15 protein-coding genes and 1 pseudogene are annotated in these 21,044 nt (G+C 69.7%); 6 read left to right on the top strand and 10 right to left on the bottom strand.

The genetic code is table 11. The features are described 5' to 3' along the window. Positions 1-38: 38 nt before the first annotated feature. The 3 genes and pseudogenes from AB0M70_RS21955 to AB0M70_RS21965 form a co-directional block, all read right to left on the bottom strand. Positions 39-1,064 carry a LacI family DNA-binding transcriptional regulator gene (locus tag AB0M70_RS21955; RefSeq protein ID WP_365821737.1) on the bottom strand — a complete coding sequence of 342 codons (1,026 nt, stop codon included), beginning with the start codon at positions 1,062-1,064 and terminating at the stop codon, positions 39-41. Between the two features lie 119 nt (positions 1,065-1,183). Next, positions 1,184-3,526: a xyloglucanase gene (locus AB0M70_RS21960; protein ID WP_365821739.1), complete on the bottom strand. Its 2,343-nt coding sequence runs from the start codon at positions 3,524-3,526 to the stop codon at positions 1,184-1,186. Positions 3,527-3,612: 86 nt separating this feature from the next. Beyond that, positions 3,613-3,774, bottom strand: a pseudogene (locus AB0M70_RS21965) (glycoside hydrolase family 48 protein); the annotation flags it as partial. Between the two features lie 375 nt (positions 3,775-4,149). On the opposite strand from AB0M70_RS21965, the gene AB0M70_RS21970 reads away from it, so the two are divergent. Continuing rightward, the gene (locus AB0M70_RS21970) at positions 4,150-5,133 is read left to right on the top strand and encodes an arabinan endo-1,5-alpha-L-arabinosidase (protein ID WP_365821741.1); all 984 of its coding nucleotides are present in this window, start codon (positions 4,150-4,152) and stop codon (positions 5,131-5,133) included. Between the two features lie 17 nt (positions 5,134-5,150). On the opposite strand, the gene AB0M70_RS21975 is transcribed toward AB0M70_RS21970, so the two are convergent. Genes AB0M70_RS21975 through AB0M70_RS21990 form a run of 4 tightly spaced genes read right to left on the bottom strand, consistent with a single transcriptional unit; the run spans position 5,151 to position 9,859 of the window. Further along, on the bottom strand, positions 5,151-6,668 hold the full coding sequence (locus AB0M70_RS21975; RefSeq protein WP_365821743.1) for an alpha-N-arabinofuranosidase: 1,518 nt from the start codon (positions 6,666-6,668) through the stop codon (positions 5,151-5,153). A gap of 34 nt (positions 6,669-6,702) precedes the next feature. Beyond that, positions 6,703-7,566, bottom strand: coding sequence for a carbohydrate ABC transporter permease (locus AB0M70_RS21980; protein WP_365821745.1), 864 nt, complete (start codon positions 7,564-7,566; stop codon positions 6,703-6,705). After that, positions 7,563-8,510 carry a sugar ABC transporter permease gene (locus tag AB0M70_RS21985; protein ID WP_365821747.1) on the bottom strand — a complete coding sequence of 316 codons (948 nt, stop codon included), beginning with the start codon at positions 8,508-8,510 and terminating at the stop codon, positions 7,563-7,565. The genes AB0M70_RS21980 and AB0M70_RS21985 overlap by 4 nt, the downstream gene beginning before the upstream one ends. After that, on the bottom strand, positions 8,507-9,859 hold the full coding sequence (locus AB0M70_RS21990; RefSeq protein WP_365821749.1) for an extracellular solute-binding protein: 1,353 nt from the start codon (positions 9,857-9,859) through the stop codon (positions 8,507-8,509). The genes AB0M70_RS21985 and AB0M70_RS21990 overlap by 4 nt, the downstream gene beginning before the upstream one ends. 263 nt (positions 9,860-10,122) lie before the next feature. Here AB0M70_RS21990 and AB0M70_RS21995 point away from each other — a divergent pair, with 263 nt between their 5' ends. Both AB0M70_RS21995 and AB0M70_RS22000 read left to right on the top strand, forming a co-directional pair. Continuing rightward, positions 10,123-12,606: an alpha-L-arabinofuranosidase C-terminal domain-containing protein gene (locus AB0M70_RS21995; RefSeq protein ID WP_365821751.1), complete on the top strand. Its 2,484-nt coding sequence runs from the start codon at positions 10,123-10,125 to the stop codon at positions 12,604-12,606. Positions 12,607-12,733: 127 nt separating this feature from the next. Continuing rightward, a complete protein-coding gene (locus AB0M70_RS22000; protein ID WP_365821753.1) occupies positions 12,734-13,231 on the top strand; it encodes a peptidylprolyl isomerase in 498 nt (165 codons plus the stop codon). A 77-nt stretch (positions 13,232-13,308) separates the two neighbouring features. Here the strand turns inward: AB0M70_RS22000 and AB0M70_RS22005 are convergent, their stop codons facing one another. Beyond that, a complete protein-coding gene (locus AB0M70_RS22005) occupies positions 13,309-13,965 on the bottom strand; it encodes a ThuA domain-containing protein (protein ID WP_365821755.1) in 657 nt (218 codons plus the stop codon). Positions 13,966-14,133: 168 nt separating this feature from the next. On the opposite strand from AB0M70_RS22005, the gene AB0M70_RS22010 reads away from it, so the two are divergent. The 3 genes from AB0M70_RS22010 (at position 14,134) to AB0M70_RS22020 (ending at position 18,723) form a co-directional block, all read left to right on the top strand. Further along, complete coding sequence (locus AB0M70_RS22010; RefSeq protein WP_365821757.1) at positions 14,134-16,065, top strand: beta-L-arabinofuranosidase domain-containing protein; 1,932 nt, start codon at positions 14,134-14,136, stop codon at positions 16,063-16,065. 106 nt (positions 16,066-16,171) lie between these two features. Beyond that, a complete protein-coding gene (locus AB0M70_RS22015; RefSeq protein WP_365821759.1) occupies positions 16,172-17,374 on the top strand; it encodes a histidinol-phosphate transaminase in 1,203 nt (400 codons plus the stop codon). A gap of 32 nt (positions 17,375-17,406) precedes the next feature. After that, positions 17,407-18,723: an FAD-binding protein gene (locus AB0M70_RS22020; protein WP_365821761.1), complete on the top strand. Its 1,317-nt coding sequence runs from the start codon at positions 17,407-17,409 to the stop codon at positions 18,721-18,723. Here AB0M70_RS22020 and AB0M70_RS22025 read toward each other — a convergent pair. Together AB0M70_RS22025 and AB0M70_RS22030 are read right to left on the bottom strand one after the other, a co-directional pair. Next, entirely contained in the window at positions 18,720-19,835 is a 1,116-nt protein-coding gene (locus AB0M70_RS22025) for a glycoside hydrolase family 43 protein (RefSeq protein WP_365821763.1), read from the bottom strand. The genes AB0M70_RS22020 and AB0M70_RS22025 overlap by 4 nt on opposite strands. A 151-nt stretch (positions 19,836-19,986) precedes the next feature. Further along, entirely contained in the window at positions 19,987-20,919 is a 933-nt protein-coding gene (locus tag AB0M70_RS22030) for a LysR family transcriptional regulator (RefSeq protein ID WP_365821765.1), read from the bottom strand. Positions 20,920-21,044 lie beyond the last annotated feature (125 nt).

Below are 21,044 nucleotides of genomic sequence, written 5' to 3' on the forward strand. Positions count from 1 at the left end.
TCGAAGCCGCCGCTGTTGGGGCCGTAGTCGCCGCCGCCCTATGGGCGCACCTTCTCGACTCCTGCCACGGGTCCCGTGCTGGCCCGTACCGTCAACTCCGGTGCGAGCAAGGCGACTTCGTTCACCCCCTGCCCCCGCAGCTTTGCGACGACCCGTTCCACCGCCTCGCGGCCCATCTCCTGGGCGGGGATGGCCACCGACGTGAGGCGCACCGATGCCTGGGTGGCGACCTGGTCGGGGCAGACGGCGATGACGGAGACGTCTTCCGGGATGGCGCGGCCCTGTTGGCGCAGGAGGCTCAGGAGGGGTTCGACGGCCGATTCGTTCTGTACGACGAAACCCGTCGTGCCGGGGCGTTCGTCGGAGATGCGGGCCAGGGTCGCGGCGAGCGCGTCGTACGTCCCCTCGCAGGGGCGGTGCAGCACGCGCACGCCGAGTTCCCCGGCCCGTGTGCGCAGCCCTTCCAGGGTGCGCTCGGCGAACCCGGTGTGCCGCTCGTACACGGCGGGCGCCTCGCCGATCACGGCGATCTCCCGGTGGCCGAGTCCAAAGAGGTGCTCCACGCACTGAGCGCCGGTCGCCGTGAAGTCCAGGTCGACGCAGGTCAGGCCCGTGGGGTCGGCGGGCAGGCCGATGAGGACCGTGGGGCGGTCGGTCTCGCGGATCAGCGGGAGCCGCTCGTCGTGCAGCTCCACGTCCATCAGGATCATGGCGTCGGCAAGCGCGCTGCCCTCGATGCGGCGGACCGCCTCGGGGCCCTCCTCGCCGGTCAGGAGCAGCACGTCGTACCCGTGGGTGCGTGCGGTGGTGGCGACGGCGATGGCTATCTCCATCATCACCGGCACATACATGTCGGTGCGCAGCGGCACCATCAGCGCGATGATGTTGGACCGGCTGCTGGCCAGGGCGCGGGCGCCGGCGTTCGGGTGGTAGCCGAGCTCGCGGATGGACCGCTCGACGCGGTCCTTGGTGGAGGCGGAGATGGACCGCTTGCCGCTGAGTACGTAGCTCACCGTGCTGGCCGAGACTCCGGCGTGGTGGGCTACCTCGGCAAGGGTGACCATGCGGCTCTCCTGGGCAGGTCTGGAGGCGGTGGCGAAGCGCTTCGACTTGGGGCCTTCTTGACCCTAGAGGGACACCCATGTGCTGTCCATAGATCTGTCGAAGCGCTTCGACTGGTCGCTCAGCGGCGGGAGTTGTCCCCGTAAACGATGCCACGGCCGTTCGTGGCCACGTACACCCGCCCGAAGATCCGGGGGTCGCCGGTGATGGCCGCCCCGGTCCAGCCCCACTGGCGGGTGTCGTCGTTGACGCGCACCCAGCTCTTTCCGGCGTCGGTGGAGCGGAAGATGCCGCGCACCCCGCCGATCTTCGCGCTGGTGAAGAGCGTCTGGTGGGCGGAGCCCGGCGCGGCCTTGCCGAAGCCGATCGTGTCGGCCTCCTCGACGCCCTGGACGCGGGTGAAGCTCGCGCCGAAGTCCGTCGAGTGCCACAAGCCGTACGTCCCGCCGGACTTGCCGCCCGCGAGCCAGATGCCCCCCGCTTCTCCCGGTACGGCCTTGAAACGCGCCGCTCCTTCGGCGGGCAGACCGGTGGACGCCGTTGCGGCGAAGGTCGCCCCGCCGTCCCTGCTGACGTAGAACCTGCCGGACTTGAAGCCGTAGAACGTCTTCGGGTCGGCCCGGTCGGACTCGACGACGGCGCCCTGGGGGATGCCGCTGGCCGCCGTCCACGAGGCGCCCCGGTCGCCGCTGGTGTGCACGCCCGCGCCGTCCGGGCTCCACACGAAGCGGCTGCCGTCGACGGAGGCGGCGACCGTGCCGCCGCCCGAGACCCCCGCGGGTTCCTTGCCCGCCGCCCACGAGGCGCCGTTGTCACCGGAGAAGGCGATGCGCGGCCCGCTGTCGAGCTGACCGACGCGCACCACGGTGTCAGGTTCGGCCTCGGCGTGGTCGATGCTCGTCGTGGTGGTGAAGTTGGGCCCGGTGTACATCAGGGGCGGCACCTTGGTGACGTCCGTGTGCCGGAAGCCGCCGATGTCGCCGAGCGCGCTGAGCAGGGGCGCTCCGGAGGCGGGTGCCGCGAGGTCGTTGACGGCGGTCTCCTCGAGACCCTTGACCATCGGGGTGACGGTGAACTTGCCGCCGCTGTCCCACTGCCGAAGGTTCCTGGTGCCGTAGACGGTGGCCCCGGTGCCATACATCATCCGGTCGGAGTCGAAGGGGTCGATCTCCAGGGCCTCGGTCATCCAGCCCAGTTTCGGGCTCTGTTCGGGCGGCGCCGGGTTCGCGCCCCAGGACAGCCAGGGCACGGACGAGATGTCCATGGTGTAGCGGTTGGCGCGCTCGGGATAGGCGCCGTAGTTCCAGGCGCCGGTCCAGCTGCCGCCACTGTCGGTGGAGCGGAAGATCTGGGTGTCCGGGTACCAGGAGCTGTAGCCGGTGACCATGACGGTGCCCGGCCGTTGCCGGTCGACGGTCAGTCCGCTGTAGCCGTAGTAGGTGTCGGCTTCGGTGGCGGGGCTGATGTTCTTCCACTCGCCGGTACGGGTCGCGTACCGCCACACCTGGCCCTTGCCTCCGTCGTAGGGGCCGCCCTTGTCGCTGTAGGCGAGGTAGAGGTAGCCGTTCTCGGCGTCGAGCACGCCCTTGTGGGCGAGGAGTCCGGTGGGCTGGCCCGCGAGGCGGGTCCAGGTGGCGCCCGCGTCCGTCGAGCGGTAGACGGCGTTGTCCTTGTCGGCGACGCCCACGTAGAGGGTCTTGGTACGGGGCTTGATGCGGGTCTTGGTGCTGGGCTTGGTGCGGGCGCCGGATGCCCCCGTCGACTCGTCGAAGGTGACCCAGGCGATGCCCTGGTTGTCGGAGGCGTAGCCGGTCGTGTCCGAGGGGTCCTGCCGATAGGTGCCGGGGTTGGGGAACGCGGTCACCTCGGACCAGGTGGCCCCGGAGTCGGTGGAGCGCCACAGGCCGTGGCCGCTCGGCGCCCCCAGGTACAGCACGCGGTTGTCGTGCGGGTCGACGGCGAGGCGTTCGCCCATGCCGCGGCCCGGCATGTTGCCGCCGAGCTTGAAGGGCAGGCCGGCCTTCTTCCAGGTCCTGCCCCGGTCGGCCGAGCGCATGACGGCGCCGTTTCCGGGGTCCCAGTCGTTGGTGTACGTCCCGACGGCGGCGTACACCTTGTCGGGTTCGACGGTGTCGGACGCGAGGCTGACGACTCCGGTGTGGCCCCAGTCGTCCCAGCCGACGGAGTCGAGCAGCGGGGTCCAGCTCCGGGTCGACTCCTGCCAGCGGTAGGCGCCGCCGATGTCGGTGCGGGCGTAGGCGAGGTTCTTCTCGGCACGGTTGAAGATGATGCCGGGGACGAAGCCGCCGCCGTCGATGCGGACGTTCTTCCAGGTGTACGCGGCCGAAGGCTTCTTCTTGGTGGCGTCGTCGGCCCCGGAGGACGGGGCGGCCGCGAGCAGCAGCCCCGGAATGAGGCCGAGGGCGCCGAGCAGTTTCCCGGCGCGCGTCATACGGCCCGTCATCGCGACCCCGCCCCGGGTTCGAGGAGCTCCGCGTAGCCGTTCCTGCCGCCGTGCTCGAACTCGACGTCCTGGAACCAGTGCATGCCGGGGGCGTACGTGGCTGGTTTCGCCACATTGTGGAAACTGTTCGTCGACTGGTCGGCATGGGACGGGATCATGAATTTCTCCATGGTTTCCCAGGGCGTGTTGAAACGCGTCGAGTCGTAGGGAATACCGTCCGGCGAGACATAGCCGTTCGCGGGTCTGGAGGGGCCGGAGCGGGGGGACGGGGGGAATGCGGACATGCGGGGAGATCTCCTGACGGCTCGATGGGGGGTGAGCTCCGCGCGGGGAGCCGGGTAACCAGTGAGAGCACCAGCGGGAGCACAAGTGGGAGCGCTCCCAAAATTCAGGCGTACGGGCCCGATGTCAAGGGCCCCCACACGAAAGGGAGTTGTCGAATTAATTCGACAGAGGCGACTCGAAGAATCTGAGAAACGCGGCAACCTTTCCCTTCCCGGGGGCGACTTCCTGCTGGCGCGCCAAATCCTCGGGCCCACGCTCCGGCGCCGATTTCGCGTGCGCCCAGGACGCTCAACTGCTCGCGCTCGACGGCTGATTCCCCCCATCCCAAGGAGACCGGAGTGAGCCTTACCCCCACCACCTTCCGCCGCAGAGCCCTCGTCGCCCTGCCCGCCGCCGCCCTGCTCGCCCTCGTCCCGAGCAGCGCGACGGCCTACCCGAACCCCGGTCAGGTCACCGGCGACATCGTGGTGCACGACCCGACCCTGGCCCGCACCTCATCGGGCACGTACTTGCTCTACTCGACCGGCGACGGCCTGCAGCTGCGTACCTCCACCGACCGGATCGCCTTCGGCCGCAGCGGTTCCGCCTTCCCCACCCGGCCGGGCTGGTGGAGCAACTACAACTCCACCGGGGACGTGTGGGCGCCCGACATCTCGCACCACGGCGGCAAGTACCTCATGTACTACTCCGTCTCGTCGTTCGGCTCGAACAAGTCGGCCATCGGTCTCGCGGCCTCCACGACCGGCGAGCCCGGCTCATGGACCGACTACGGCGCCGTCTACACCTCGGCCACCTCCAGCGACTACAACGCCATCGACCCGAATCTCTTCGTGGACGACGACGGCAAGTGGTGGCTGTCCTTCGGCTCCTGGTGGACCGGCATCAAGATGATCCGGATCGACCCCTCGACCGGCAAGCAGTACGCGGGCGACACCGCCCGCCGCTCGCTCGCCTCGCGCCCCACCGGCACCAAGGCCGTCGAGGCGCCCTACATCGTCAAGCGCGGCGGCCACTACTACCTCTTCGCGTCGTACGACACCTGCTGCGCCGGCACCAGCTCCACGTACAAGATCAAGGTGGGCCGCTCCGCGAAAGTCACCGGGCCGTACGTCGACAAGAACGGCGTCGGCATGATGAACAACGGCGGCACCCCGGTCCAGGAGAGCCACGGCCGGTACATCGGCCCCGGCGGCCAGTCGGTCATGAAGGACACCGACGGCGACCTGCTCGTCTACCACTACTACGACGGCCAGGACAACGGCACCCCGAAGCTCGGCGTCAACCTCCTGAACTGGAGCTCGGGGTGGCCCGTCGCCTACTGAACCCAGGCGTACGGCACTCAGCCCAGGCGGATCACGTTCCAGGACAGTGGCTCCAGTACGGCGCTCAGCGTGCCGTCCTGGAGCACTGTCCCGGTGACGCCGTGCGGGGTCACGCGCTCCGGCTCCGCGAGGGTGTTGCGCGCGTCGGGGTCCGCGTCGGCGAGGGCACTGTGCTCGATGACACACGTCAACTCGAGGCCGTGGAGGGCGACTTCGAGCGGCAGCGAATCACTCTGGCTGCGGTTGACCGCGAAGACGGTGACGGTGCCGTCGTCGGCGCGGACAGCCGTGGCGTGCAGCAGGGGCACCTCACCGAACTTCGATGTGTCGTGCGCGGGTGAGTCGACGCGTACGTCGAGGACCTGACCGCGGCCGTGCCGCGAGGCCTGCGCGAAGGGGAAGAAGGTGGTCTGCCGCCAGGCCGGGCCGCCGGGCTCGGTCAGGATCGGCGCGATGACGTTGACCAGCTGGGCCAGGCAGGCGACGGCCACCCGGTCGGCGTGCCGCAGGAGGGCGATCAGGAGCGACCCGACGACCACCGCGTCCGTGACGGTGTAGTTGTCCTCCAGGAGGCGTGGTGCCTCGGGCCAGTCGCGCAGGCTCTCCTCGACCTCGGGGTGCGGCCGGGACTGGTACCAGACGTTCCACTCGTCGAAGGACAGGTTGATCTTCTTCTTGGACTTCAGGCGGGCGCCCACGTGGTCGCAGGTGGCGACGACGTTCTCGATGAAGGCCTCCATGTCGACGGCGGAGGCGAGGAAGGAGTCCCGGTCGCCGTCGGTCTCCTCGTAATAGGCGTGCAGGGAGATGTGGTCGACGAGGTCGTAGGTCTCGGCGAGGACCGTGGCCTCCCACGCGGCGAAGGTCTCCATCGACTGGCCGGAGCTGCCGCAGGCGACCAGCTCGACGTCCGGGTCCACCTGGCGCATCGCACGAGCCGTCTCGGCGGCCAGGCGTCCGTACTCCTCGGCGGTCTTGTGGCCGGTCTGCCACGGCCCGTCCATCTCGTTGCCCAGGCACCACATGCGGATGCCGAAGGGACGCTTGTCGCCGTGCGCGACGCGCAGGTCCGAAAGGGCGGTGCCGGAGGGGTGGTTGGCGTACTCCTGGAGTTCGAGGGCTTCCTCGACGCCTCGCGTGCCGAGGTTCACGGCCATCATCGGCTCGGCCTGCGGGCCGATCTTCCGCAGGAACGCGATGTACTCGGAGAGCCCGAAGCGGTTGGTCTCCGTGGAGTGCCAGGCCAGATCGAGGCGGCGCGGCCGTTCGTCGGCGGGGCCGACGGAGTCCTCCCACTTGCACCCGGAGACGAAGTTCCCGCCGGGGTAACGCACGGCGGTCACGCCGAGCTCGCGGATCAGGTCGAGCACGTCGGTGCGCAGCCCGTCCTCGTCGGCCGTGGGGTGGCCCGGCTCGTGGATGCCGGTGTAGACGCAGCGGCCGAGGTGCTCGACGAAGGAGCCGAAGAGCCGGGGGTCGACGTCGCCCACCGTGAAGGCGGGGTCGAGGGTGAAGCGGGCGGTGCGGGGGGCCATGCGTGACCTTTCGACGGGGCTGCAGGAAGAGGGCTCACTGTCCGGCCAGGCCCGTGTGGGCCACGCCGCTGACGATCTGGCGCTGGAAGAAGACGAAGACGACGATCAGGGGCAGGCCGGCCATGAGGCCGCCCGCCATGAGCTGCGCCCACTGGATGCCGTAGGAGTTCATGACGGTCGCGATGCCGTTCGGCATCGTCATCAGGTCGGGGTTGTTGGTCACCATGTACGGCCACAGGAAGTTGTTCCAGGACGCGATGAACGTGAAGATCCCGACGGCCGAGAGCGAGGGCCTGGACAGCGGAAGGACGATCGTGAAGAAGACCCGCCAGCGTCCGGCGCCGTCGATGTACGCGGCCTCCTCCAGCTCGTGCGGGATCGACTGGAAGAACTTGTAGAGGATGTAGACCATCGCGGCGGGCGCGCACTGCGGCAGGATCATGCCCCAGTAGGTGTCGACCATCCCCATGGACTGGACGGTCGTGAAGAGCGGGACGCCGAGCACGGCGGGCGACACCATCAGGCCCGCCATCACGAGGCCGAGGAGCACGTTCTTGCCGCGGAACTCGGTGCGCGCGAAGCCGTACCCGGCGAGCGCGCTGACGAACACCACGACGAAGGTGACGCAGACCGAGACGACGAGTGAGTTCACGAACCAGTTGGTGATGTTGCCGCTCTCGAAGAGCGCTTTCCACGCCTGGCCCGTCCACTCCTCGGGCACCCAGTGGGTGGGTACCTCGACGGCTTCGGTCTCCGACTTCAGTGAGGTGAACAGGGCCCACAGCAGGGGCGTCATCCACAGCGCGGAGACGGCGGCGCCGAGCGTGGTGAGCACGATCTGGCTCGGCGTCCACTTCTTCTTGCGTACGGCGGTTCTGCCCGGGGCCGTGGCACTCATCGCACGCCCTCCTCACGCTTGCGCAGAAGCCACATCCGGCCGAGGGCGACGGCCGCGATGAGCACGAAGAAGATGATGGAGATCGCCGAGGCGTAGCCCACGCGGTAGGCGGTGAAGCCCTCTTCGAGGGTGTACTGGACGAAGGTCCGGGTGCTTTCCTCCGGCCCGGGGCCGAAGTCCTGCATCACCACGGCCTGGTCGAAGACCTGGAGCGAGGCGAGGATCTGCAGCGTGATCACCAGGCCGGTGATGTTGCGCAGCATGGGCAGGGTGATGTGCACGAGGCGGTGCCAGGCGTTCGCGCCGTCGAGCGCGGCAGCTTCGTACAGGTGCTTCGGGATGTTCTGCAGCGCCGCCAGGAAGAGCAGGAAGCTGAAGCCGACCGTCCACCACAGGGTGGTGATCACGACGGCGAGCATGGCGGTGGACTTCTGGGTCAGCCAGGGCGTGTCGAGGCCGAAGACGTGGTTGATCATTCCGGTGCCCGGGTTGAACAGCCACTGCCACAGGTTGCCGGCGACGGTCGACGGCAGCAGGAAGGGGGCGAAGAAGCACAGCCGCCACAGCCATGTGGCGCGCTCGATGTGGTGGGCGAGCATCGCGAGGAGGAACGCGAGGACGACGATGCAGGGCACCACGAGCAGGGTGAAGTAGGCGCTGTGGCCCAGGGAGTCCCACAGCAGTGGGCTCTCGAGTGCCTCGCGGTAGTTGTCGAGGCCCACGAAGCTCTCGCCCGTGCCGGAGATGTTGGCGTCGGTGAAGCTCAGCCACAGCCCGCGGCCGATCGGGAGCAGCACGAACAGCGCGAACAGGAGGAGGAACGGGGCCACGAACCAGCCGCCGTGCTGCACGCGACGCGTCAGCCGGGCCCGCAGCGAATCGGCGTCCGCCGCCGGGGCGGACCGTACGGCGGCCGGGGCCACCGCGGTGTCGACGGCGCTCATGCGGCGGACCCTCCCTCGGTGGCGGCTCTGCCTTCCATCGGGTTCTTCATCGCGACCAGCTTTTCGAGTACGTCCTTCATGCGGCGCGCCGTGGCGTCGGGTCTGGCGGAGCCGACGTTGGAGGAGGTGATCACGGGTCCGATGCGCTGGGCGAGCAGGCCGGTGGATCCCGCGAACCAGGCGGGCGGCTCGACCGCCATGTGGTCCATGGCGGACACGTACTCGGACTGCGGCTTGAGTGCCAGGTACTTCTTGTCGTCGAGCGTGGGCAGATGGGCGGGGATGTGCCCGCCGCGCGCCCAGGCCGTCGCGTTCTTGACGACGTACGCGGCCAGTTGGTGCGCGCCCTCGTTGGTGGCGCCGCCGCGCCGGGACTGGTGGGGCAGGACGAAGCAGTGCGACTCGGTGTGGGTGGCGGGTTTCCCGAAGACGGGCGGCAGCGGGGTCGCGCCGTACTTCAGTTTCGCGCCGCTGAAGACGGGCACCGACCAGTTGCCCTCCCAGGTGAAGGCGCCGCCGTTGACGAAGGCCTCGCCGTCGGCGATGCCGATCGCGGTGGAGTAGCCGTCGGTCAGGTGCCGGCGCAGGAACTCCAGGACCTGGGTGGCCTTGTCGGTGTCGAGGGTGACGCCTTGTCCGTCGGCGCTGAGGACGGTGCCGCCGAGCTGGGTGTAGAAGGACAGGAAGAACCACCAGGAGAAGTTGGGTTCGTCGGCCTTGATGCCGATGGTGTGCACGTCGCCCTTGACGGCCTTCTTCGCGGCCTTGAGCGCCTTGAACCAGTCCTCGGTCGAGGTGACTTGCGCGAGGTCGCCGCCCGCGTCGAGCAGACCCGCCTTCTCGCACACGTCCCGGCGGTAGAAGCAGAGCTGGGCGTGGATGTCGAGGGGCAGGCCGTACAGCTTGCCGTCGACCACGGCGCGCTTCCACAGCACCGGGTCGAAGTCCGCCTCGCGCACCCCGTACCGGGCGAGCAGCCGCACGTCCCAGGGGTCGAGGAGCCGGCCGGGCGCGAAGCCGGGTATCCGGCCCAGGTGCATCACCGCGAGGTCGGGGGCGCGGTTCCCCGACGCGGCCATGGCGAGCTTGGTGTAGTACGGGTTGCCCCACTGCAGGGTCGAGTCCTTGACGTCGGCCCGGGGGTTCGCGGCGCGGAACGCGTCGAGCATCGCGATCATGTTGGCGCCGTCGCCGCCGGAGAACAGATTCCAGTAGCGGACCCGTACGTCCGCGTCCGACGCGATCGCGGACGCGCTGCGATTCGCGGCGGCGAGTCCGAAGCTGCCCGCGACGGCGAGCGCTCCGATGCCGCCGAGCACACCTCGTCGGCTCGGGAGGGGTGGTGACATTGCGGCTCACTTCTGTTCGATATTTCGAATGCTGCTCGCAACTTCGAACGGGACCGTAAGGTCGAACGCGGGGCCAGTCAACGGTTCGGACAGAGCCTGGGGCGAAGTCCCCCGAATTTCACGGCAGTTGTTCGAGATCACGAACCCCGGCACCCACCTCGGCCGCTTCCTGTGCCAGGCGTTGACGCGCCGCTCTCCGCTACCTAAGTTTCCGTTCGACCCATTGACCAACGTTCGATATACCGCACAGGACTGGGGTACGCATGGCACGCAGACGTTGGAGGCTCGGGCTCACCCTGGGGGCCCTGCTCGCCGGAACGCTCGCCGCGGGACCCACCGCCGCGGCCGAACCCACCGACTACACCATCGACGTCGACCCGGCCCGCACCGGCGCGAAGATCGACGACTCGATGTACGGCGTCTTCTACGAGGACATCAACCGCGCGGCGGACGGCGGCCTCTACGCCGAGCTCCTCCAGAACCGCTCCTTCGAGTACTCCACCGCCGACAACACCGCCTATACGCCGCTGACTTCCTGGGACACGTCCGGCGCCGCCAAGGTGGTGAACGACGCGGGCCGCCTGAACACCCGCAACCGCAACTACCTCTCCCTGGACGCCGGTTCGACCGTCACCAACTCCGGCTACAACACCGGCATCGCGGTCACCAAGGGCAAGCGCTACGACTTCTCGGTCTGGGCCCGCACCAGCGGGGCGCAGAAGGCACCGCTGACTCTGACCTTGCGCGACGCATCCGGCGAGCTCGCTCCGGCCCGCCGTGTCACCGCGCGTGGCGGCTGGGCAAAGTACAAGGCGTCCTTCACGGCGGGCCGCACCTCCGCCACCGGCCGGCTCGCGGTGACCTCGGGCGCCTCCGTCGCGCTCGACGAGATCTCCCTCTTCCCGCGCGACACCTTCAAGGGACGCGCGAACGGTCTGCGCAAGGACCTCGCCCAGAAGATCGCCGACCTCGACCCCGGCTTCCTGCGCTTCCCCGGCGGCTGCCTGGTCAACACCGGCTCCCACGAGGCGTACGACGAGAAGTCCGGCTGGCAGCGCAAACGCTCCTACCAGTGGAAGGACACCATCGGACCCGTCGAGCAGCGTGCCACCAACGCCAACTTCTGGGGCTACAACCAGAGTTACGGGCTCGGGTACTACGAGTACTTCCAGTTCGCCGAGGACACCGGCGCCATGCCGCTGCCCGTGGTGCCGGCCCTGGTCACCGGCTGCGGCCAGAACAAGGCCACCGACGACCCGGCTCTCCTCGAGCGGCACATCCAGGACACCCTGGACCTCATCGAGTTCGCCAACGGCCCGGCGACCAGCGAGTGGGGCAAGAAGCGGGCCGCGATGGGCCACCCCAAGCCCTTCCGCCTCACCCACCTGGAGGTCGGCAACGAAGAGAACCTCCCCGAGGAGTTCTTCGCCCGCTTCGAGGAGTTCCGCTCGGCCATCGAGGCGAAGCACCCGGACATCACCGTCATCTCCAACTCCGGCCCCGACGACAGCGGTTCGATCTTCGACAAGGCCTGGCAGCTGAACCGCGACGCGGGCGTAGCCATGGTCGACGAGCACTACTACAACAGCCCGCAGTGGTTCCTGGAGAACAACGACCGCTACGACTCCTACGACCGCAAGGGCCCCAAGGTCTTCCTCGGTGAGTACGCCTCGCAGGGCAACAAGTTCTCCAACGCCCTCTCCGAAGCCGCCTTCATGACGGGCCTGGAGCGCAACGCGGACGTCGTCAAGCTCGCCTCGTACGCCCCGCTGCTCGCCAACGAGGACTACGTGCAGTGGAAGCCGAACATGATCTGGTACGACAACGACCAGTCATGGGGCTCGGCCAACTACGAGACGCAGAAGCTCTTCATGCGCAACGTCGGCGACGAGGTCGTGCCGTCCACGGCATCCGGCACCCCCGCCACGTCCGGCCCCATCACCGGCGCCGTCGGCCTGTCCACCTGGGCGACCAGCGCCGCGTACGACGACGTGAAGGTCACCGGCGAGGACGGCGGGACGCTCCTGAGCGACGACTTCTCCGGCGGTGACGGCAAGTGGAGCAAGGCGGCGGACAAGGGCACGTGGGCCGTCCAGGACGGTGCGTACGTCCAGTCCGACGAGGCCGCCGAGAACACCCTGGTCACGGCCGGCGACAAGAGCTGGCAGAACTACGACCTGAACGTGAAGGCCACCAAGAAGTCCGGCAAGGAAGGCTTCATGGTCGCCTTCGGGGTCAAGGACACCGGCAACCATTACTGGTGGAACCTGGGCGGCTGGAACAACACCCAGTCAGCGGTCGAGAAGAGCGTTGACGGCGCGAAGCAGACCATGGTCCAGGACTCGACGACCATCGAGACGGGCCGCAGCTACGACCTGCGCGTAGAGGTGCGCGGGCGGCAGGTGTCCCTCTTCCTCGACGGCAAGAAGTGGGGCTCCTTCACGGACGACAAGCCCGCCGAGCCGTTCCGGCAGGTCGTCACCCGCGACAAGGCCACCGGTGACCTCATCGTCAAGGTCGTCAACGCACAGGGCTCGGATGCGCGCACCAAGATCACCCTCGGCACGGCCACGAAGGTGGACTCAAGCGCCATGGTGACCACGCTCGCCGCCGACCCGGCCGCGGAGAACACGAAGGACGCGACACCGGTCAAGCCGGTGACCTCGACGTTCAGGGGGGTGTCCGACACGTTCTCGTACACGTTCCCGGCGAACTCGATCACCTTCATGCGGGTCAGAACCGGCTGAAGAAGATCGTCCGGCGCGGCGCGCGCCCGGGGCACAAACGCCGTCATGCCTGGTCAAACGGGTAAAGGCAGGCTCTTCGGGGGGTTCGGTTGGCGAGTGGGGACAGGGCAATGACAGGATGAGGACCATGACAATCAAGGCTTATTTCGACATCACCATCGACGGCAAGCCCGAGGGCCGCATCACGTTCAACCTCTTCGACGACGTCGTGCCGAAGACCGTGGAGAACTTCCGCGCGCTCGCCACCGGCGAGAAGGGCTTCGGTTACGCGGGCTCGAAGTTCCACCGCGTCATCCCGGACTTCATGCTCCAGGGCGGCGACTTCACCGCCGGCAACGGCACCGGCGGCAAGAGCATCTACGGCGCGAAGTTCCCCGACGAGAACTTCCAGCTCAAGCACACCAAGCCGGGCCTGCTCTCGATGGCCAACGCGGGCCCCGACTCGAACGGCTCGCAGTTCTTCATCACCACGGTCGTCACGAGCTGGCTCGACGGCAAGCACGTCGTCTTCGGCGAGGTCGCGGACGAGGACAGCATGGCCCTCGTCAAGAAGATCGAGAGCTTCGGCTCGCAGTCGGGCGCCACCAAGGCCGAGGTCGCCATCTCCGCCTCCGGCACCCTCTAGCACCCCTGGTACCTCTGGCACCTGGTGCATGAGCCCCCGCCCCCCACCGGGCGGGGGCTCACCCATGCGCGGGCCAGTCAGCCGACGCCGGTCACATACCGCAGGCCGCCCAGGATGTGGTCGCGGAAGACGGGGTCCGCGTACGCCTCGTCGGCGTGACCGAGGGCGGTGTAGAAGACCGGGCCGCCGCCGTGATCATGGCACCACACCAGGGGGTGGTCGGCGCCCATGCCGCCTCCCTCGTACGAGGTCTCGTCGGCGGACGCCAGGACCCGTACCGCACCGCGCGGCGAGGCCCGGAAGTCGTACCACTCGTCGGTGAACTCCCAGGTGGCGGGGAGGTGTTCGGTGGCGGGGTGCGCGTGGTCCTCGATGATCAGGCGGCCGGGCTGGAGCGCGGGGTGGCGGGCGAAGCGCGCGCCGAGCAGCTCTCCGTAGTACGGCCAGTCGTACTCGGTGCAGGCCGCGGCGTGGACGCCCAGGAAACCGCCGCCCGCCGACCGGTGTGCGCGCAGCGCCGACCGCCCGGCCGGGGTGAGGACGTCGCCGCTGGTGGAGAGGAAGACGATCGCCGCGTAGCCGGAAAGGTCCTGCTCGAAGGCGGCCGGGTCCTCGGTCGCGTCGGCCGCGCAGCCCATCCCGGCGGCGAGCTCAGACAGGGCGGCGACCCCGGCGGGGATCGACGCGTGCCGGTATGCGGTCGTTCGGCTGTAGATCAGCAGACGGAGGCTCATGGCCCTCGATCGTAGGAGCCTCGACCGCGGCCGGGCGTGAGGGGAACGTGCCGGATGCGGCCGACCACTCCCCCGCGCCCCGCGGCCCACGGTAGCGTCTGCGCCAGTAGCAGATATCCGAACGATGTTCTAGATATCGAACGCACATGGCACCGAGGAATGGCACGTATGCCCGATCTCACGCCCCCGTCCGCACCCCAGGGACCTCAGGGGCCCCAGGGCTCGCAAGGGCCCATCCGCCTTCGCTCCCCCGCCCACAACGCTCTGCGCCCGGCGGCCACCGCACGGATCACCGGCGGTTTCTGGGCCGCCCGGCGCCACACCAACGCCTCGGTGAGCATCCCGCAGGGGCCCGCGCGCCTCGAACAGGCCGGCAACCTGGCGAACCTGCGCGCCGCGGCGCAGGGTGCGGGAGCTTTCACCGGGGACTTCCCGTTCCAGGACTCCGACGTCCACAAGTGGCTGGAGGCCGCCTCCTGGCAGCTGGCCGACGAGCCGGGCCCGCAGGGTCTCGCCGCGGAGGTGGAGAGGCTGGTCTCGCTCGTCGCCGCCGCCCAGGACCCCGACGGGTACCTCCAGACGTACTACCAGGTCGCCCGCCCCGACCGGCGCTGGAGCGAGCTCGACTGGGGCCATGAGCTGTACTGCGCGGGCCATCTGATCCAGGCCGCCGTCGCCCACCACCGGACCACCGGACGCCGTGAACTCCTGGACGTGGCCGTCCGGTTCGCCGCGCACATCGACTCCCTCTTCGGACCGGACACGACCAGCGAAGGAGCGGCGAAGAAGCACGGGATCTGCGGCCATCCCGAGATAGAGACCGCCCTCGTCGAGCTGTACCGCGAGACCGGCGAGCGGCGCTTCCTCGACCTCGCGGGCCACCTCACCGACCGCCGCGGCCACGGACTGCTCGCGCAGGGCATCGACCGCGCCCGCGATCCGGGCCCGGCGTACTGGCAGGACCACCTGCCGCTGCGGAAGGCGCCGACCGTCACGGGGCACGCCGTGCGTCAGCTGTACCTCCTGGCGGGGGCCGCCGACCTGACCATGGAGACCGGCGACGCGACCCTGCGCGAGGCCCTGGAGCGGCTCTGGCACTCGATGGCCGGCACGAAGACCTACCTCACGGGCGGTGTCGGCGCACGCCACGAGGGCGAGGCGTTCGGCGAACCCTTCGAGCTGCCGCCGGACCGGGCGTACGCGGAGACCTGCGCGGCCATCGCCTCCGTGCAGTGGTCCTGGCGGATGGCGCTGCTCACGGGCGAGACCCGGTACTCCGACCTCGTCGAGCGCACCCTCTACAACGGCTTCCTGTCCGGGGTCGCCCTCGACGGCGACCGCTGGCTGTACGTCAACCCGCTCCAGGTGCGCGACGATCACGAGATCCGCACCGGTGACCAGGCGCCCCGCCGCACCCCCTGGTTCAGCTGCGCGTGCTGTCCGCCGAACGTCATGCGGCTGCTCGCCTCGCTCCCCCACTACGTGGCGAGCGGCGACGCGGACGGCCTGCAACTGCACCAGTACGCGACGGGTTCGTACGCGACGGACACGGGCGGTGCCGTCACGGTCGGGACGGACTACCCGTGGAAGGGCCGCGTCACGGTCACCGTCGACGCGGCGCCCGCCGACCGCGACTGGACGCTCTCGCTGCGCATCCCCTCCTGGTGCGCCGAGTTCACGGTGGCCGCGCCGGACCGGCAGGACCGCACCGAAGCGGACGGTGGCTGGCTGCGGATACGCCGCCGCTGGCTGCCCGGCGAGCGCGTCGTCCTCGACCTCGCCCTGGACGTACGCCTCACGGAGCCGGATCCACGGGTGGACGCCGTGCGCGGCTGCCTCGCCATCGAGCGCGGACCCCTCGTGTACTGCCTGGAAAGCGCTGATCAGCCGGTGGGCCTGCGCCTGGACGCGGTGGCTCTGATAACCGACGCGCGCACCGTCGCCGAGCATCGCCCGGACCTCTTGGGCGGCGTTACGGTCGTCACCACCACCGGCCGGCGCCGCTCGGACGGGACACCGGCCCCGCTGACGGCGGTGCCCTACTACGCGTGGGCACACCGGGACGAGGGGGCCATGCGGGTCTGGATTCCACGGAGCTGACGGACGCCAGCAGATCCCCCGGCCCACCCGCCCCAGCAGTTGAGCGCACCCTCACCCGCGTACGTATGTACGGGAGACACCACTCTTCCCCATCCGGAGTCCTCCCATGGCAGACGCGGGCAACGTCACCGCCCTTTTCCGCGCGTCCACCGCGCACACCCCCTCGTACTCCGCGCTGAACAGGGCGGCGGCGGACAACGGGCGGCCGCTCGTCGACTTCTGCATCCCGTGCAATCCGTACTTCCCCACGCCCGAGATGTACGAGGAGCTCGGCGGCCGGCTGCGGGACATCCTCACGTACTACCCGAGCGGCGCGGACACCATCACCGCCGAGCTCAGCGCCGTGCTCGGGCTCAACCCGCAGACCGTCGTGATGGGCAACGGATCGACCGAACTCATCACCTGGATCGACCACTTGCTGGTGCGCGAGGCGCTCGCGGTGCCCGTGCCGACGTTCGGGCGGTGGACCGACCAGTCGATGGAGACCGGCAAGCGGGTCGACATGTACCTCCTTCCGGAGGCCGACGGCTTCGTGCTCGATCCGGCGGCCTTCGTCGACTTCGTACGGGCTCGCGGCTCCCGCACCGCGGTCATCTGCAACCCCAACAACCCGGACGGAGGCATGCTGCCGCGCCGCTCGGTGCTCGCGCTGCTCGACGCGCTGCAGGACCTCGACCTGGTGGTCGTGGACGAGTCGTTCCTGGAGTTCGCCGACGCGGGACCGGAGTCGAGCGTCGCCGACGAGGCGGTCCTGCGGCCCAATGTCATCGTGCTGCGCAGCCTCGGCAAGAACTTCGGACTGCACGGCGTGCGCTTCGGCTACCTGGTCGCCAACCCAGGGCTCGCGGGCCGGGTGCGCGCCGCGCTGCCGAAGTGGAACCTCAACTCCTTCGCGGAGACGGTGGTGTTCATGCTGCGACAGCACCGCCACGCCTATGACCTGAGCTTGCGTCAGGTGCGCCGCGACCGCCAGGAGATGATCTGGCACCTCGGCCGGCTCCCCGGACTGACCAGTTATCCCTCGCAGGGCAACTTCGTGTACGTGCGCCTGCCCGACGGGGTCGACGGAGCGCTCCTGCGCGACCGGCTGCTCGCGGAGCACGGCATCCTGGTGCGCGAGTGCGGCAACAAGATCGGCAGTTCGAGCCGCTTCCTGCGCCTCGTGGTCCGCCCGCCGGTCGACGTACAGCCCCTGATCAGCGGCCTGGAACAGGCGCTGTACGCGACCGGGGGCGGCGACCCCGGCCTGCTGCCGGTGCCCTACGGCTCGGGGAACCCGGCGGTGGACCGGCTGGTGATGCGGGCCTGAGGCCGCCGACTCCGAGCCGTAACATCGTGACCATGGAAACAGCGGGGGCAGGTGCGGACAGCCGACGCAGCACGACCACCGGCCGGGACGGCACCGGGGGCGCCGTGACCAACTGGGCCGGGAACATCACCTTCTCGGCCCGTGAGCTGCACCGGCCCGCGTCACTGTCGGCCCTGCAAGCGCTCGTCGCGGGCAGTCGGCAGGTGCGGGTGCTCGGCAGCGGCCACTCGTTCAACCGGATCGCCGACGTGGACCCTGACGCGGCGGGCGCGGCGCTCCTCTCCCTCTCCGCTCTTGAGCCGTCCGTCGACGTGGACACCTCGGCGCGTACCGTGCGCGTGTCGGGAGGCGTGCGGTATGCCGAACTCGCCCGCCGTGTGGCGTCGTTCGGGCTCGCGCTGCCGAACATGGCCTCGCTGCCGCACATCTCGGTGGCCGGTTCGGTCGCCACCGGGACGCACGGCTCGGGGAACGGCAATCAGTCGCTCGCCGAGAGCGTCCGTGCGGTGGAGCTGGTGACCGCCGACGGGGAGACGGTGGTCCTGCAGCGCGGTGACGACGGGTTCGACGGCTCCGTCGTCTCGCTCGGCGCGCTCGGCGTCGTCCTCTCGCTCACTCTCGACCTCGAGCCGGATTTCGGAGTGTGCCAGCACGTGTTCGGCGAACTCCCCCTGTCAGGGCTCGACTTCGAAGCGGTGACATCGGCGGCGTACAGCGTGAGCCTGTTCACCGACTGGCGCGGGCCGCGCTTCAACCAGGTGTGGCTCAAGCAGCGCGGCAAGTCCCCCGTGGGCTTTCCCTGGGCCGCGCCCGCGTCCGCGCCGCAGCATCCGGTGCCGGGCATGCCCGCCGTCAACTGCACCCAGCAGCTGGGCGTTGCGGGTCCGTGGCACGAGCGGCTGCCCCACTTCCGGGCCGAGTTCACGCCGAGCAGCGGCGCCGAGCTCCAGTCGGAGTATCTGCTGCCGCGCGAGCACGCCCTGACGGCCCTGCACATCCTGGACTCCCTCAGGGACGAGGTGGCGCCCGTCCTCCAGGTGTGCGAGGTGCGCACGGTCGCCGCCGACACCCAGTGGCTCAGCCCCGCGCACGGCCGCGACACCGTGGCGTTCCACTTCACCTGGGTTCCCGACGCGGCGGCCGTGCTCCCGGTGGTCTCACGCATCGAGGAGCACCTGGCCCAGCTCTCGCCCCGGCCGCACTGGGGCAAGGTGTTCGCGGCCGACCCCGCCGAGCTGGGCGCCCGGTATCCGCACGCGGCCGATTTCGCGGCCCTCGCCGGTCGCCTCGACCCGGCGGGGAAGTTCCGCAACGCCTTCGTGCGGCGTTTCCTCGGGCCGCTGCTCTAGGAGGAGGCGTCGGCGACCGGGATGCCGAAGTCCGGGGTGCCGTCCTTCTTCCAGCCGAGCTTCTGGACGCGGGTGTGGCGGTTGGGGTCGTGCAGGGGGTCGCCGACGATGTCCTTGTACTGGCGGGCGTGGTAGACGAGGACGTCGGTGCGGCCGTCCTCGGCCACGGTGAAGCAATTGTGGCCGGGGCCGTACTGCTTGGTGGTGTCGTTGCTGGTGAAGACGGGGGCCGGCGACTTGGACCAGGACGCGGGGTTCATGAGGTCGCTGCGGGAGTCGGCGGTGAGCAGCCCGATGCAGTAGTTGAAGTCGGTCGCCGACGCCGAGTACGTGAGGAAGACGCGGCCGTTGCGCTGGATGACGCTGGGGCCTTCGTTCACCTTGAAGCCGACGCACTCCCAGTCGTACTCAGGTGTGGTCAGGCGGATCTGAGGGCCGGTCAGGGTCCATGGGTTCGCCATGCGGGAGAGGAAGACAGCGGTGTTGTTGTCCATGCCGGGCTCGTACTGCGCCCAGGCGAGGTAGCGGCTGCCGAATGGGGTCTCCCCTGCTCGAACGGAGTTGCGAGCTTGGGGAAGCGTGAACGTGGTGGCGTCGAGGGAGAAGGTGTCCCAGGCCGTGGTGAGCTGCCCCTTCTCCGTCCATGTCCCCTTGAAGGGGTTGGCGTGGGCGTTCTCCAGGACCCAGATGCGGATCTTCCACACGTCGTCGGCGGGGGCCGCGGCGAAGTAGATGTACCACTTGCCGTTGATGTGGTGCAGTTCCGGCGCCCAGATGTGCGCGGCCATGTCGCCGCTGGTGTGCCGCCGCCAGATGACGGACTCGTCCGCGCGCGTCAGGCCCCGCAGGGTGCGTGAGCGACGCAGGATGATGCGGTCGTACTCGGGGGACGTCGCCGTGAAGTAGTAGTGGCCGTCGGTGTGGCGGTGGATGTGCGGGTCGGCGCGCTGCTCGACCAGCGGGTTGCGGTAGGCCGGGGCCCGGGAGGCCGCGTGGGCGGGTGCCTGGGCGAGCGCGGGCGTGGCGGTGAGCGCGGGTGCGGCGGCGAGTGCGCCGGCGGCCAGCGTCCCCCTCAACACCGTTCTGCGGCTGGGTACTTCACTGTGGTTCATGCGGCTCCCCTCGCGCCGACGTTCGCCATTTCGAACGCCATCTGATACTCCGAACGCCGAAACGGTAAGGGGGTGTTGGGGCAAGGTCAACGGTTGCGGCGAGATGAGGCCGCGGAAGGCCGGGCGGGCCGACGCGCCTCCCTGCTCCGCCCTACTCCGCCCGCCCGAGCGCCTCCCCGCACGCCTTGATGTACGCGGCCACCAGCGGGCGCCGGTCGTCGCCCACGCGCCAGGCCAGGGCGAACCGGCTGGGCGTGATGCCGCGGACCGGACGCGTGACGACGCCGCCCAGTGTGATCAGGGGTGCGTTGCCCGCGGCGGCCAGGCAGACTCCGCGGCCGTCCACCAGCGCCTCGTACGTCTCGTCGGTACTGGCGATCTCCGCGCCGATGCGCGGCGGGTGGCCCGCGCGGGCATCCAGGGCGAGCCAGTAGTCCCGTAGCGCGCCCGCGCTCTTGGGCAGCGCGAGGAAGGGTTCGTCGAGGAGGTCGGCGAAGTCGATCTCGTCCCGGTCCGCGAGGCGGTGCGTCGCGGGGAGGGCGACATGGCGCGGCTCCTCGGCGACCACGACCCAGCCGTAGCGCTCCATGTCCGGAAGCGGCAGCCAGACGAAGGCGACGTCCGCCGCGCCGTCCGCGAGGCCGGCGCTGGCGTCCTCCCAACTCACCTGCCGGAGGCGGACCGTGGCCTGCGGGTGGGCGTCGCCGAAGCGGGAGCGTACCGCCGGCAGGAGGCCCCCGCGGGCCGGTCGCGTGCTCATGCCCACGCGGAGCGTCGCCCGCTCCTCGGTCTTGGCGTGCTCCACCGCTCCGACCGCCGACCGCCAGTGCTCGAGGACCTGTTGGGCGTAGGGCAGAAGTGCCGCGCCCGCGCGGGTGAGGCGCACGCCTCGGCTCTCGCGTACGAACAGGTCGGCGCCCAACTGCCGCTCCAGGGCCCGTATCTGCTTGCTCAGGGCGGGCTGCGAGACGAAGAGCCGCTCGGCGGCCCGCGTGAAGTGCAGCTCCTGCGCGACCGCGACGAAGTAGCGGAGGTCCCTGCTGTGTACGTCCCTGCCGTGCGAGTCCCTGCCGAGTGAGTCCATAACCATCAGCTATCACGTCAGATCTTGGACGGGCCACCCGATTCTGCCGCAGGATGATCCACAGAGCCGGAGAGGAGCGAACCGGCTCACATACGGTGAACCGGCCTACATACAAAGGGAGTTCG

The organism is Streptomyces sp. NPDC051214 (assembly GCF_040682375.1).
In the GTDB taxonomy this organism is placed as follows: Bacteria; Actinomycetota; Actinomycetes; order Streptomycetales; family Streptomycetaceae; genus Streptomyces.